The following is a 14414-nucleotide window of genomic DNA, read 5'->3' as shown; positions in this document are numbered from 1 at the left end:
TTGGGGCTACACCTTCCCGAAAAAGGTTGGTAATAGCCCCGTCATCGCCGCTGTAGCTCAGCTGGTAGAGCACGTCATTCGTAATGATGGGGTCGGGGGTTCGAGTCCCTTCAGCGGCACCACGGTTCAAGGAAACGGCCAACGCCATGCCCGGCGCTGGCCGTTTTCCTTTTCCGGCCCTGCACGATGATGCGGCCAGATTTTGACGGATGTGAAAAACCGGCTAACCTCAAGGCATTGCAGAAAAGGGGAATCTCCCCGCGTTCTTGAGGAAGGAATTGACATGAAGTTCGGAAAACTCGGCGTTCTGGCGCTTGTGCCTGCCGTGGCGGCCCTCTCGGCCTGCGTGGAAGATACCGGCAGCGGAACATCCGCCAGCGCCGGCCCCACCGCGGCGGAGCAGGCCTGCCTTCGGGACGTGACGGCAACCACCAACAACCCCGACGTTGTGCTGCTGGGCTCGGAGTTCTCGCAGGCCGGAACGCTGGTGCGCGTGGGTGTGGGCCCCGATCGCGCGCCGTGGCAGTGCGTCGCCTATTCCGACGGCACGACGGATGCCATCGAGTTCCTGGGCAACGAAGGCACGCTCTAGGTGGGCCGGCATCTGGGTTGAGCGGCCATGGCGTGCCGCGTCCTGACGATCGGTTTTGCGCTCTTCTACGCAGCGGCGCTGTTTCTTTTCATCGTCGGCACCTACGGGCTGTTCGGCCAGGAGAAAGATCCATTGTCCGGGGTCTTCCTGCTGCCGATCGGCCTGCCCTGGATCTACCTCGGCCACCTCATGCCCGATGCGGTGCGGCCGGTTTTAGGTGCCGCGGCGCCGGCGGTGAACCTTGCCCTGCTGATGCTGATCTGCCGGGCGCGCCGCAACCGGCGTTAGGCCGGAAACACGGAAGCCCGGCTGGTGCCGGGCTTCCTCCTTGCTGTCTTTTGTAGAGTCAGGCCAGGTCAAACCTGTCTGCGTTCATCACCTTCACCCAGGCATTCACGAAATCCGCGACGAACTTCGCTTCGTTGTCGTCCTGGGCGTAGACTTCCGCATAGGCCCGCAGGATGGAGTTGGAGCCGAACACCAAGTCCACGCGGGTCGCGGTGTAGGCCACCGAGTCGTCGGCGCGGTTGCGCAGTTCATAGGTGCCGCCCTCCACCGGGACCCAGCGGTAGGCCATATCGGTGAGCGTGGCGAAGAAATCGGGCGTCAGCGCGCCTTCGCGCTGGGTGAACACGCCATGCTTGCTGCCACCGTGGTTGGCGCCGATGCCGCGCAGGCCGCCCAGCAGGACGGTCATCTCCGCTGCCGTCAGCCCCATGAGCTGCGCCCGGTCGAGCAGCATCTCTTCGGGAGCGACGACGTATTCGGCCTTCTGCCAGTTCCGGAAGCCATCAGCCAGCGGCTCCAGCGGCGCGAAGGAGTCCACGTCCGTCTGCTCCTGCGTGGCATCGCCCCGGCCCGGCGCGAAGGGCACCGAAATATCGTGGCCGGCAGCTTTCGCGGCCTGCTCGATTCCGAGGTTGCCTGCGAGAACGATCACGTCGGCGATGGACGCGCCGGTTTCCGCCGCGATCGGCTCAAGCACGCCGAGCACGCGGGCAAGGCGGGCGGGCTCGTTGCCTTCCCAATCCTTCTGCGGGGCCAGGCGGATCCGCGCGCCATTGGCGCCGCCGCGCATGTCGGAGCCGCGGAAGGTGCGGGCGCTGTCCCATGCGGTGGCCACCATGTCGGCGACGGAAAGCCCGGCCGCCGCGATCCTCGCCTTCACCGAAGCCACGTCATAGGAGGTGTTTCCGGCCGGAACAGGGTCTTGCCAGATCAGATCTTCCTGCGGCACGTCCGGGCCGATCCAGCGTGCCTTCGGGCCCATGTCCCGGTGGGTGAGCTTGAACCACGCCTTGGCGAAGGTTTCGGAGAAGTAGTCCGGATCGGCCATGAACTTCTCGCAGATGGCGCGGTAGGTCGGGTCCACCTTCATCGCCATGTCCGCATCGGTCATGATCGGCACCGTGCGGATCGACGGATCTTCCACGTCGGCGGGCATATCTTTCTCGTCGATGCTGACGGGCTGCCATTGCCAGGCGCCGGCGGGGGATTTCTTGAGTTCCCATTCGTGGCCGAAGAGCATCTCAAAGTAGCCCATGTCCCACTTGGTGGGATTTGCCGTCCAGGCGCCCTCGATGCCCGACACCACCTGGTCGCGCCCGATGCCGCGGCCCTTCCTGGGCATCCAGCCGAGCCCCTGATCGGTGATCTCCGCGCCTTCGGGCTCGGGGCCGAGATCTTCGGCGGAGCCGTTGCCATGGGCCTTGCCGATGGTGTGGCCGCCGGCGGTGAGTGCAACGGTTTCCTCATCGTTCATCGCCATGCGGGCGAAGGTTTCGCGGATCTGTTCGGCGGTCCGGGCCGGGTCTGGCTTGCCGTTCACGCCCTCCGGGTTCACGTAGATCAGGCCCATCTGCACGGCCGCGAGCGGGTTCTCCATCGTGTCGGGCTTGGCGACATCCTCGTAGCGGCTGTCCGACGGCGCGAGCCACTCCTTCTCGCTGCCCCAGTAGACGTCTTTCTCCGGGTGCCAGATGTCTTCGCGGCCGAAGGCGAAGCCGTAGGTCTTCAGCCCGGCTTCCTCGTAGGCGATCGTGCCCGCGAGGATCATCAGGTCCGCCCAGCTGATCTTGTTGCCGTATTTCTTCTTGATCGGCCAGAGCAGGCGGCGGCCCTTGTCGGTGTTGGCGTTGTCGGGCCAGGAGTTCAGCGGGGCAAAGCGCTGGTTGCCGGTGCCTGCGCCGCCGCGCCCGTCGGCCAGCCGGTAGGAGCCGGCGGCGTGCCATGCCACACGGGCGAACATGCCCACGTAGCTGCCCCAATCCGCCGGCCACCACTCCTGGCTGTCGGACATGAGCGCGCGCAGGTCAGCTTTCAGGGCGTCGACGTCAAGCGATTTGAGCGCTTCGCGGTAGCTGTAGCCGGGGCCCATCGGATTCGTCTTGGTGTCGTGCTGATGCAGGATGTCGAGGTTCAGGGATTTGGGCCACCATTCCACGACGGAAGTGCCGTTCTCGGTCAGGGCGCCGTGATTGATGGGGCATTTGCCGCCGGTGTTCACGTTGTTGCCGTCCATGTTGTCTCTCCTGGCTTTGGTCGCACCCGGGGCGCGGCTGGAAAACTTGAAGGCGGTGCAGGAAGCTGCCCGCCACGAGTGAAGCCTAGCAGTATTTGGAATTAATAGAATTTGTATTTTCTAATCCCGGTGATAAGAAAAACTAATGATTGGTCTGACGATGAAACACCTGCGATACTTCGAGGCTTTGGCGCGCCACGGGCACTTCGGGCGCGCGGCGGAGGCATGCGCCATCACGCAGCCGGCGCTCTCGGTGCAGATGAAGGAGCTCGAAGCGCTGTTGGGGGCGCCGTTGATCGAGCGCAACGCGCGGCAGATTCGGCTGACGAGCCTTGGCGAGGAACTGGCCGTTCGCGCCCGCAAGATCCTCGGCGACGTGGACGAGATCGGCGATCTGGCACGCACCGTTCATGTGCCGCTGGCGGGCCGGTTGCGGCTGGGGGTGATTCCCACAATCGCGCCCTATCTCCTGCCGCGCCTGCTGAACGGCCTGTCGGCGCGCTACCCCGATCTCGATCTGCAACCGCGTGAATCGGTGACCCGCACCCTTCTGGCCGATCTGGTCGACGGGCGGCTCGACCTTGCCATCGTCGCGCTTCCCGTCGGAGAGTCGGCCTTGCATGAAGAGCCGTTGTTTGAGGAGGAATTCGTCCTCGTGCGGCCGAAGTGCGATGCGGGCAAACCGGTTCCGCGCCCCGAACACCTGCGTGAAATGCGGCTTCTTCTGCTGGAAGAGGGTCACTGTTTCCGCGATCAGGCGCTCGCGTTCTGCAATCTGCCCGAGGCGCCGGCCCGGGATCTGATGCAGGGCAGTTCGCTTTCGACGCTGGTGCAGATGGTGAGCGCCGGGATCGGCGTGACCCTCATTCCCGAAATGGCCGTCGCGGTCGAGGCCGGGAACGCGCAGGTGGATGTCGTCCGTCTGCCGGTGCCGCGCCCCACCCGCCGGATCGGCATGGTCTGGCGGCGCTCATCGCCTCTGGGCGAATCTTTCCGGCTGATCGCCGATCAACTGCGCCAGCACGCGCCGGATCTCGGCTGGCGCGGCACTTAGGGCACAGCGACCCGCTTGGCGCGCAGTTTCCATTGACCTCGGCGCCCGCGTTTTCGATGCTCGTGGCAATTGAAAGCGATGATTTCATCAGCGGAGGTCTTGAGTGCGGCAGGGCAAACCATATCACGTCTTGCTGGCGACGATCGGCTCCGCCGGGGATGTGTTTCCCTACATGGAGATCGGCCGGGTCCTGAAAGCGCAGGGCCACCGCGTGACCCTGATGACGACCCCGCTGTTGGCCGAGATGGTTGCCGACCATGGGCTGGATTTCGCGCCCTTCGGGGATCTCGATCAACTCAAGAGCGCGGCGAAGGATCCGAAGATCCACGGAGAGGCCAGCGGCCCCGGCGCCTTCTGGGACAGGCTGGTCGCACCGAACCTGCTCGCGATCCGCCGCTTCGTCGAGGCCCTGCCGAAGGAAGAACACCCGGTCGTTCTGTGCCATACGTTCCTCGTGCCCGCGGCGGCGCTTGCCCGCAGCGCCGGAAGGCCGATCACCATCATCAATCCGATCCTGCAACCGGCCTTCATTCGGTCCGCCCTGACCCGGCAAACCTTCGGCGTGCCGAAACTGGGGCCGGTAACCTTTGGCCGCTGGATGCCCGCCGCCCTGCGGCGCTTGATCACCCGCAAGGGGGAGGATCGGATGATCAACGCGCCGATGCTGCCGGCGCTCAACGCGCTTCGGCATGAAACCGGGTTGCCCCCGGTGGAATCCTTCTTCGGGCATATCCAGGAAGCGGCTGATCTCTACGTGCCGCTGTTCCCGACGTGGTTCGCGGCGCCGCAGGCCGATTGGCCCGCGCCACGCGTGCAGGGCGATTTCATATTCTACCAGGCCTTGAAGAGCCAGGCGGTGAGCCCGGAACTGCAGGGGTTTCTCGACAGTGGCCCGGCCCCCGTCGTCTTTACAGCGGGCACCGGGAACTTTCAGGCAAACAGGCTCTATTCAATCGCGATTCCGGTTCTGAAACGCCTCGGGTTGCGTGCCGTCTTCCTGACGCATGTGCGGGATCAGCTCCCGGACCCGCTGCCGGAGGGCATGCTGTGGCAGCCCTACGCGCCGTTTGACAAGATCCTTCCCTCGGCCTGTGCGCTGGTGCAGCACGGCGGCATCGGCACCACGGCGGAGGCCCTGCGGGCCGGCGTGCCGCAGCTCGTCACGCCCTTCGGCTACGATCAATACGACAACGCCCGCCGAATCCGCGAGATGGGGGCCGGCACCTCGGTGCCCTTTCAGCACCTGACGGAGGAGAAGTTTGAAAAGGCCCTCTCGGGCCTGCTCGCCACGAACCGCCGCCGCCCGACTTTCGCCGGCAGCATGGCCACGGAAGAGATCGTCGCCGCGATCTTCGAGGCGATCGGGCCGGCCTCCAGGTCGTGAGGCCGGCCGGAATCGCCGAGATGGGCTGGCACCGGATGCGCAGGCTGGTGTAGCAGGGCGCCATGACACAGGCAGAATTCGATACCGTGATCCTTGGTGCCGGCGCCGCCGGCATGATGTGTGCCGCCCACGCGGCGGCGCGCGGCGGCCGCGTTCTGGTGCTGGACCACGCCAAGGCACCGGGCGAAAAGATCCGGATCTCCGGTGGCGGGCGCTGCAATTTCACCAACATGCACTGCGGCCCGCACGCCTTTCTTTCCGGCAACCCCCATTTCGCGAAATCGGCACTCAAGCGATACACGCAGTGGGATTTCATCGATCTCGTCGCCCGTCACGGCATCGCCTACCACGAGAAAACCCTTGGGCAACTCTTCTGCGACGAGTCGGCGAAACTGATCATCGCCATGCTGGTGGAGGAGATGGCAAAGGTGGGCGCCGAGCTTGCCTTGCAGACGGAGATCACGTCCATCGCCAAGGCCGAAAGCGGGTTTCGCCTGGAAGTGGCGGGTGCGCGGCGGGGCGTGATCTCGGCGCGCAATCTCGTGGTGGCGACGGGTGGAAAGTCCATCCCCAAGATGGGGGCGACGGGCTTCGGCTACCGCGTTGCGGCGCAGTTCGGCGTGCCCGTCACGGAGACCCGCGCCGGGCTCGTGCCGCTGACCTTCGATCAGGATATGAAGGCGGAATTTGCCGAGATCTCCGGTGTGGCCTGCGAGGCCGAAGTTTCCTGTGCAGGCGCGGCCTTCCGGGAGGGGCTGCTGTTCACCCATCGCGGGTTGTCCGGCCCGTCGATCCTCCAGATCTCCTCCTATTGGCGGGAGGGTGAGGAAATCACGGTCAACCTGCTTCCGGAGCAGGATGCCTTCACCGCGCTGCGCGCCAAACGGCAGGAGAACGGGCGCCGGGATGCCGCCCTTGTTCTGGGGGATCTCCTGCCGAAGCGGCTGGCGGCAAAAAAGGCTCTATCATTGGGGATTTCTGGCAAAATTGCCGATCAGTCCGACAAGCGCCTGCGCGCCGTCGCAGAGGATCTCCACCGCTGGCGGATCAAGCCCATCGGCACCGAGGGCTATCGCACGGCGGAGGTGACGCTCGGCGGGGTGGACACCGATGCACTCAGTGCCCGCACGATGGAAGCGCGGGATGTGCCCGGGCTCTTCTTCATCGGCGAGGTCGTTGACGTGACGGGCTGGCTGGGCGGCTACAATTTCCAATGGGCCTGGTCCTCCGGCTGGGCCGCGGGCACGGAGATCGCCACCCGCAACCAATAGGCCTTGGCGTTGCCGGCGGACCCTCCTAGGCTCGGGCCGGGAGGCTGGCATGGAATTCGATTACATCATCGTGGGGGCGGGCAGCGCGGGCTGCGTGCTGGCAAACCGCCTGAGCGCGAGCGGACGGCACAGGGTGCTGCTTCTGGAGGCCGGGGGCAGGGACACCTACCACTGGATCCACATCCCGATCGGCTACCTCTACTGCATCGGCAATCCGCGGACGGATTGGGGCTTTCGCACCGCGCCGGAGGCCGGCCTGAACGGCCGCAGCCTGATCTACCCGCGCGGGCGGGTGCTGGGTGGCTGCTCCTCGATCAACGGCATGTTGTATTTGCGCGGGCAGGTCGCCGACTACGACGGCTGGCGCCAGATGGGCAATGCCGGATGGGGGTGGGAAGATGTGCTGCCCTATTTCAAGCGCAGCGAAGATTACGTCGAGGGCGCCAGCGATCTGCATGGCGCGGGTGGCGAATGGCGGGTCGAGAACCAGCGGTTGCGCTGGGACATCCTCGACGACTTCATGGCCGCCTGCGAAGCCATCGGCCTGCCCCGCACCAAGGATTTCAACGGCGGTGACAACGAAGGCGTGGCCTACTTCAAGGTCAATCAGCGCAAGGGGTGGCGATGGAACACGTCCAAGGCGTTCCTGCGGCCCGCCAAGGACCGGCGGAACCTGCTGGTGGAAACCCATTCGCAGGCCGAGGGGCTGATCATCGAGAATGGCCGCGCGCTGGGCGTGCGCTACCGGCAGAACGGCGCGGTGAAGGAAGCCCGGGCGGCGGGCGAGATAATTCTTGCTGCCGGCGCGATCGGATCGCCCCAGATCCTGCAGCTTTCGGGTGTCGGGCCGGGGCCGCTCCTGCAGGGGCTCGGTATCGACGTGGTGATGGAGAACGCCGCAATAGGCTCGAATCTCCAGGATCACCTGCAAATCCGCTGCGCCTACAAGGTGCAGAATGCCAAAACGCTCAACACCATGGCCGCAAGCCTCTGGGGCCAGGCGAAGATCGGGCTGGAATATGCGCTCAAACGCAGCGGGCCGATGTCCATGGCACCCAGCCAGCTGGGGGCCTTCGCCAGGTCGCGGGATGGCCTCGCGACGCCGGATCTCGAATACCACGTCCAGCCGCTTTCGCTCGATGCCTTCGGCGAGCCGCTGCATTCTTTCGATGCCATCACCGCCAGCGTCTGCAACCTGCGCCCCGAAAGCCGGGGCCACGTCCGGATCACGTCGCGCGATCCGCAGGCGCATCCGGAGATCCAGCCGAACTACCTGAGTGCGGAGAGCGACAAGCGTGTGGCGGCGGATTCGATCCGGCTGACCAGGCGGATCATGGCGGCGGAACCGATGGCCAAATACGCGCCGGAGGAGTTCAAGCCGGCTGATCCCAGCGATGCGGACGCCGATCTGGTGCGCGCGGCCGGAGAGATCGGCACGACGATCTTCCACCCGGTCGGGACCGTGGCCATGGGGCCGGACGCCCCACTCGACGAACGCCTGCGTCTGCGCGGCCTCGAGGGGCTGCGCGTGGCCGATGCCTCGGTGATGCCGCGCATCACCTCTGGCAACACCAATGCGCCGACGATCATGATCGCCGAGAAGGCCAGCGATATGATCCTCGAAGACGCACGGTGACACGCGGGCCAGTCTTGGCACCGGCCATTGCGGCGAGTAGCGTGCCGCGAAACGAATGAGGGGCGGAGACCATGGAGGCAGCGGCCATCCTGCGCGAAGAGCTTGAGCGGGGCGGTCTGATTCCGCCGTCCACGCGCTGGGCTCCGCTTGCGGGGGGCCGCTCCAACGCCCTGTGGCGGCTGTGCGGCGAAGGCACCGATCTCGTCTGCAAGCTCTACCGTCCGGCACGCGGGAACGCGCTGTTCCCCAACGATGCCGAGGCCGAAGCCACGGCGCTCCGGGCGCTTGAGGGGACGGGCCTTGCCCCGCGGTTTCGCGGGCAGGCGGCCAGTGCTCTCGGCACGGTGATCCTTTACGAGTTTCTGCCGGGCACCCATGGTGCTGCCGCGCCCGAGATGGTGGCGGTGGCGCTTGGGCGGCTGCATCGTTTGCCGATCCGGCCCGGCTTGCGCAAATCAGTCACTAAACCGGCAGAAATCAGCCGGATGGGGGCGCAATTCCTGGCGGGGTCGAAGCAGGATTGCCTGTGGAAGTTGCGGCCGGAGGCTCCGGATGTGCCGCCCGTGGAGCGCTGCCTGATCCACGGAGACGCCGTGCCCGCCAATATCGTTCTCACGCCGGAGGGGCCTGTCTTCATCGATTGGCAGTGCCCGGCACTGGGCGATCCGGCAGAAGATCTGGCGAACTTCCTGTCGCCGGCGATGCAGCAGGTCTACGGGCGCGGCCCCCTGCCCGCAGCCGAGGTGGAAGCCTTTCTTGTGGCCTATCCGGCGCCGGCGATCGTTGCGCGCTATCGCCGGCTCGCGCCGCTTTTCCACTGGCGCATGGCCGCCTACTGCGATTGGAAGGCGCGGCGGGGCGAGGCGGAGTATGAAATGGCGCGTGATCTGGAGATCGCCGCGCTAGAAGGCTGAGACGAGCCACGCCCCGGCCAAGGCAAGCGCCCCGCCCGAGAGCATCCAGCCGGCGACGCGCCGCCGCGAGGGAGCAAGCCGTTTCGTGGCGGGGGTGTTGCCCTGTGCCACGATCGCATCTTCCACCAGCGCCGGCAGCCGCGGGCCGAAGCGGGCCAGCACGCGGGCCGTCTTGGCCAGATCGCGGGCCAGGGCCTTGGGGCCGATGGAGACGGTGATGTAATCCTCAACCACCGGCTGCGCGACCTCCCAGATGTTCACATGGGGCGAAAGCGAACGGCTCACGCCCTCGACAACCACCATCGTGCGCTGCAGCAGCAGAAGCTCGGTGCGGGTTTCCATTCCGAAGCGCTCCGTCACCTCGAAGAGATAGGCCAGCAGCCGCCCCATGGAGATATTGGAGGCATCCATGCCGAAAATAGGCTCTCCGACGGCCCGAAGCGCCAGCGCGAAGGCTTCGACATCCTGGTCGGCCGGTACGTATCCGGCTTCGAAATGCACTTCGGCCACGCGGCGGTAATCGCGCTTGATGAAGCCATAGAGGATTTCGGCATAGACGCGGCGTGTGTATTCGTCGATCTGCCCCATGATGCCGAAATCATAGGCCACGATGGCCCCGTCCGGGCCGACCTTGAGATTGCCCTGGTGCATGTCGCCGTGGAAGAAACCGTCGCGCAGGGCGTGGCTGAGGAACAGCTGCAGCACCCGCGCGCCCAGCGCGGCGCGATCGAAACCCTGCTTCTCGAGCAGGGCGTTGTCTCCGATCGGGGTGCCTTCCACCCAATCCATCGTGAGCACGGATTTCGCCGTCAGTTCCCAGCGCGGGATGGCCACGCGGAAGCCTTCGTCCTTCTCGGTGTTGCTCTGGAACTGGGAGGCCGACGCGGCTTCGAGCCGCAGATCCAGCTCGCCCAGAACGACGCTCTCGAAATGTTCGATCACGGCGAAGGGCTTCAGGCGGCGCGAAAAGGGCGCCAGCAGCTCGATGGCGCCGGCGGCGAAATAGAAGGCGTCGATATCTTTCTGGAAGGCCTTGCCGATCCCGGGGCGCAGCACCTTGACGGCCACGTATTCGCCCGTGCTCTTCAGCCGGGCCTTGTGCACCTGCGCGATGGAGGCCGCGGCGACGGCATCGGAGAAGTCTTCGAAGATCTCGTCAGGGTCCTGCTCCAGCGCTTCGGCGATCTGCTTCTTGGCGATCTCGGTGGGGAAGGGGGGCAGTTTGTCCTGCAGAACGCGCAGTTCCGTGGCCATCTCCTCGCCCACCACGTCGGGGCGGGTGGAGAGGATCTGGCCGAACTTGATGTAGGCCGGGCCCAGCGCGGTGAGGGCGCGGGTGATCGGCGGGCGGGAGGGATCGCCCTTGTCGCCAAGCCATTGCAGCGGCCAGGCGATGCCCCGGTAGAGCCCGCGCAGAAGCGGTGGGGCGTCCATCGCGTCGAGCATGACGCGCATGGCGCCGGTGCGTTCGAGCGTGGCGCCGGTGCGGATCAGGCGCCAGATGTTGTGGGGGCCGCGCATCGATCAGATCTTCCAGCCGGAGTGCAGCGCCGCGATGCCCATCGTCAGGTTGCGATACTTCACGTTCTCGAACCCGGCGGTGCGGATCATCGACGCGAAGGTCTCCTGATCGGGGAAGTTGCGGATCGACTCCACGAGGTATTGGTAGCTGTCGCGATCGTTTGCGATCACCTGCCCCATCACCGGGATCACGTTGAAGGAATAGAGATCGTACACCTTCTGCATCAGATCGTTGGGGATATGGCTGAACTCCAGCACCATCAACCGCCCTCCGGGCTTGAGCACGCGGTAGGCCTCGGAGAGCGCATCGGGGATGCGGGTGACGTTCCGGATGCCGAAGCTGATGGTGTAGACGTCGAATGTATTTGCCTCGAAGGGCAGTTGCATCGCGTCGCCCACGACCCAATCGAGGCTGTCGGCCATCGCTGCGGCCTCGGCCCGTTTGGCGCCTTCCACCAGCATGGATTCCGTCATGTCCAGCACCGTGGCATGGGCATGGCCGGCGCGCTTGAGGAAGCGGAAGGAGATATCCCCGGTGCCTCCGGCCACGTCCAGCAGCTTTTGCCCGGCGCGGGGGGCGAGCCAATCCATCATCGCATCCTTCCAGATGCGGTGGATGCCCATGCTCATGGCGTCGTTCATCACGTCGTATTTGCTGGCGACATTGGTGAACACGCCATGCACCATCCCGGCCTTCTCGGACTCGTTCACCGTCCTGAAGCCGAAGTGGGTGGTTTTTTCCTGACTCATGCTGATGGGGCCTTGCCGTTCCTTGAGGTCTTGCCCTTCTTATAGGGTTCATCCCGAGCGTTACAATGCGCCCCTTTTGCCGCGAGGAGCCCCGAATGCCCGAATTGCCAGAGGTCGAGACCGTCCGCCGGGGGCTTGCGCCGGTTATGGAAGGCCGGCGGATCCTGCGGGCGGAGGTGCGCCGCCCGGATCTGCGCTGGCCCTTTCCGCCGGGCATGGCGGAGCGGTTGACCGGCGCGCGGGTGGAGCGGCTGCGGCGTCGCAGCAAGTATATTCTTGCCGATCTGTCCACCGGGGAAACCCTTCTGATCCATCTCGGGATGTCCGGGCGCATGCAGGTTTCGGGCACGAAGATCGGCACCTTCGCCCATGAAGTCGCACCGTTGGAAAAACACGATCACGTCGTGCTCGACATGGAGAACGGCGCCCGCATCGCATTCAACGATGCCCGGCGGTTCGGCGCGATGGATCTGATGAAAACCGGCGAAGAAGGTGTCCACAAGCTGATCAGGGTGCTGGGGCCCGAGCCCTTGGGAAACGCCTTTCACGCCGACTACCTGGCCGAGCGCCTGCGCGGGAAGAACACCCCAATCAAGGCGGCTCTGCTGGATCAGGGAATCGTCGCGGGGCTCGGCAACATCTACGTCTGCGAGGTGCTGCACCGGGTTGGCGTATCGCCGAAAAGAAAGGCAGGGAGGCTTTCGCGCAGCAGGGTGGAGGCGCTGGTGCCGGCCGTGCGCGAGGTGCTTGCCGAGGCCATCGAATCCGGCGGCTCTTCGCTGCGCGATCATCGGCAAGCCAATGGCGAACTTGGATATTTTCAGCACAGCTTCCGGGTTTACGGCCGGGAGGGCGAACCCTGCGTCACCCCCGGTTGCGCCGGCTCCGTGGCCCGAATCGTGCAGTCCGGGCGCTCCAGCTTCTATTGCCCGCAATGCCAAAGATAGCTTGATCCGGGGGGTGAGACTGGTAAGGAATCGGTCCTGACGAAACCAATCTGGCAGGATTTCATGGCCTTCGAGACATTGAATGTCGACATCAGCGACCACGTGGCGCTGATCACCCTGAACCGACCCGAAGCCCTCAACGCCCTCAACTCCCAGCTTCTCGGAGAGCTCGCGACCGCGCTGAAGGAAGCCGATGGGAACGACAAGGTGCGCTGCATCGTTCTGACCGGTTCCGAGAAGGCCTTCGCCGCCGGGGCAGACATCAAGGAGATGGCGGAGAAATCCTTCGTCGAAATGTTCACTTCGGATTTCTTCGGCACCGAAACGGAACAGCTGCAGAAAACCCGCAAGCCGATCATCGCCGCCGTTGCCGGCTACGCGCTGGGCGGGGGCTGCGAGCTTGCCATGATGTGTGATTTCATCATCGCCGCCGATACCGCGAAATTCGGCCAGCCCGAGATCAATCTCGGCGTCGTGGCCGGCATCGGCGGCACCCAGCGGCTGACGCGTTTCGTGGGCAAGTCCAAGGCGATGGACATGCATCTGACGGGCCGTTTCATGGATGCGGAGGAAGCGGAGCGCGCCGGGCTCGTTTCGCGCGTGGTGCCTGCCAAGAAACTCATCGAGGAGGCGCTGGGCGCCGCCCAGAAGATCGCCGAGAAAAGCGCGCTGGCCACGGCCGTCGTGAAGGAGGCGGTGAACCGCTCCTATGAAACGACGCTCGCCGAGGGGCTTCTGTTCGAGCGCCGGATCTTCCACGCGCTCTTCGCGACCGAAGATCAGAAGGAGGGCATGAACGCCTTCCTCGAAAAGCGCGAACCGCAGTTCCGCGACAAGTAGGCCTTCGGGAGGCCGCCGCCTCGGGCGCATGCCCCGGGGCGGATTTTCCCGTTTGCATTTGCCCGGGAATCCCTTTAGAAGCCCCCGCCATACATGCGCGTGTAGCCCGCTCTGGCTGGATCAACCCCACTCGGGGAACCCGTTCGGGCGTCTGCATGCGTGAGAAAGCACCGAACCTACGAAGGGTAACAGATCCATGGCCAATTCGCCTCAAGCCAAGAAACGCGCTCGTCAGAACGAGCGTCGCTTTGCCATCAACAAGGCACGTCGCTCCCGCATCCGCACCTTCCTGCGCAAGGTCGAGGAAGCCATCGCTTCCGGCGACAAGGCCGCTTCCCAGGCCGCTCTCCGCGCTGCCGAGTCCGAGCTGATGCGCGGCGTTTCCCGCGGCGTCGTCCACAAGAACACCGCTGCGCGCAAAGTGTCCCGCCTGTCCGCCCGCGTGAAGGCGCTGGCCTGAGAAAGGCGCACTTCCACGGCCTGAGAGGCCGCGGAATCAGACGTTGAAGAGGGTGCCTTCGGGCGCCCTTTTTTCTTTTGCCTTTTGCGCCAACGAAGTTCGCATTTGCAGCAACGCGGCAGAAAAACCACACCTTCCGCAGGGGCACGGGATTCGCTTTCGCCAACTTCGGAGTCAAGGCTGAAGAGTCGTTGCGACTCGGCTTTGGCCCGCGCTAGCTTCGGTCCTGCGATTCACATCGTCTTGGGGGGACATGAGACGCACCTGGGCTGCCGCTCCGGATCATCGAAACCACCGCCGAAATTGGGTGGCTCGAGCCGGAAGTGCCAGATGCGGAAGTGTCGGAATAGGGTTCGGTCTGCGCCGTTCCACACCGATCTGAAGGGGATAAACGCGCGGGTATTGCGCGGTCATTACCCTTCACATGTCCATAATGAAAATGGCTCTTGCCGCCGGTTGCAACCAGTCCGTTCCGGATTGGGGGATGTGGCTGTTATCGCGGAAGAGGGCTCGATGGTCTGAGG

13 protein-coding genes and 1 tRNA gene are annotated in these 14414 nt (G+C 65.1%); 11 read left to right on the top strand and 3 right to left on the bottom strand.

The annotated features are described in order from the left end of the window. Positions 1-46: 46 nt before the first annotated feature. The 3 genes from PSA7680_RS04900 (at position 47) to PSA7680_RS04890 (ending at position 880) form a co-directional block, all read left to right on the top strand. Positions 47-122: transfer RNA gene (locus PSA7680_RS04900), tRNA-Thr, on the top strand. Between the two features lie 161 nt (positions 123-283). Then, entirely contained in the window at positions 284-592 is a 309-nt protein-coding gene (locus PSA7680_RS04895) for a hypothetical protein (RefSeq protein WP_085867551.1), read from the top strand. A gap of 27 nt (positions 593-619) precedes the next feature. Further along, the gene (locus tag PSA7680_RS04890; RefSeq protein ID WP_085867550.1) at positions 620-880 is read left to right on the top strand and encodes a hypothetical protein; all 261 of its coding nucleotides are present in this window, start codon (positions 620-622) and stop codon (positions 878-880) included. A 58-nt stretch (positions 881-938) separates the two neighbouring features. Here the strand turns inward: PSA7680_RS04890 and katG are convergent, their stop codons facing one another. After that, positions 939-3113, bottom strand: coding sequence for a catalase/peroxidase HPI (gene katG / locus PSA7680_RS04885; RefSeq protein WP_085867549.1), 2175 nt, complete (start codon positions 3111-3113; stop codon positions 939-941). A gap of 145 nt (positions 3114-3258) precedes the next feature. Here katG and PSA7680_RS04880 point away from each other — a divergent pair, with 145 nt between their 5' ends. From PSA7680_RS04880 to PSA7680_RS04860, 5 genes are all read left to right on the top strand, one after another. After that, a complete protein-coding gene (locus PSA7680_RS04880; protein WP_085867548.1) occupies positions 3259-4167 on the top strand; it encodes a hydrogen peroxide-inducible genes activator in 909 nt (302 codons plus the stop codon). A 103-nt stretch (positions 4168-4270) separates the two neighbouring features. Further along, positions 4271-5551, top strand: a complete 1281-nt coding sequence (locus PSA7680_RS04875) for a glycosyltransferase (RefSeq protein ID WP_139838556.1) — start codon at positions 4271-4273, stop codon at positions 5549-5551. Between the two features lie 62 nt (positions 5552-5613). Further along, entirely contained in the window at positions 5614-6822 is a 1209-nt protein-coding gene (locus PSA7680_RS04870; RefSeq protein WP_085867546.1) for a BaiN/RdsA family NAD(P)/FAD-dependent oxidoreductase, read from the top strand. Positions 6823-6871: 49 nt separating this feature from the next. Beyond that, positions 6872-8458, top strand: coding sequence for a GMC family oxidoreductase (locus tag PSA7680_RS04865; RefSeq protein ID WP_085867545.1), 1587 nt, complete (start codon positions 6872-6874; stop codon positions 8456-8458). Between the two features lie 71 nt (positions 8459-8529). Continuing rightward, complete coding sequence (locus PSA7680_RS04860; protein ID WP_085867544.1) at positions 8530-9372, top strand: phosphotransferase; 843 nt, start codon at positions 8530-8532, stop codon at positions 9370-9372. Here PSA7680_RS04860 and ubiB read toward each other — a convergent pair. Continuing rightward, positions 9361-10893 (bottom strand): 2-polyprenylphenol 6-hydroxylase, encoded by a 1533-nt coding sequence (gene ubiB / locus PSA7680_RS04855; RefSeq protein ID WP_085867543.1) that lies wholly within the window; start codon positions 10891-10893, stop codon positions 9361-9363. The two genes, PSA7680_RS04860 and ubiB, sit on opposite strands and share 12 nt — an antisense overlap. Positions 10894-10896: 3 nt before the next feature. Then, complete coding sequence (gene ubiE / locus PSA7680_RS04850) at positions 10897-11643, bottom strand: bifunctional demethylmenaquinone methyltransferase/2-methoxy-6-polyprenyl-1,4-benzoquinol methylase UbiE (RefSeq protein WP_085867542.1); 747 nt, start codon at positions 11641-11643, stop codon at positions 10897-10899. Positions 11644-11738: 95 nt separating this feature from the next. Between ubiE and mutM the strand changes: the two genes are divergently transcribed. The 3 genes from mutM to rpsT all read left to right on the top strand — a co-directional run bounded on the left by mutM (position 11739) and on the right by rpsT (position 13890). Then, entirely contained in the window at positions 11739-12590 is an 852-nt protein-coding gene (gene mutM, locus PSA7680_RS04845; protein ID WP_085867541.1) for a bifunctional DNA-formamidopyrimidine glycosylase/DNA-(apurinic or apyrimidinic site) lyase, read from the top strand. Between the two features lie 63 nt (positions 12591-12653). Beyond that, a complete protein-coding gene (locus PSA7680_RS04840) occupies positions 12654-13430 on the top strand; it encodes an enoyl-CoA hydratase (protein ID WP_085867540.1) in 777 nt (258 codons plus the stop codon). Between the two features lie 196 nt (positions 13431-13626). Beyond that, entirely contained in the window at positions 13627-13890 is a 264-nt protein-coding gene (gene rpsT / locus PSA7680_RS04835; RefSeq protein WP_085867539.1) for a 30S ribosomal protein S20, read from the top strand. The last annotated feature ends 524 nt before the right edge of the window (positions 13891-14414 follow it).

Source organism: Pseudoruegeria aquimaris (genome assembly GCF_900172235.1).
Taxonomy (GTDB): Bacteria; Pseudomonadota; Alphaproteobacteria; order Rhodobacterales; family Rhodobacteraceae; genus Pseudoruegeria; species Pseudoruegeria aquimaris.
The sequence above is the reverse complement of the archived record's forward strand: the minus strand, read 5'-3'. Positions and strand labels throughout refer to the sequence as shown.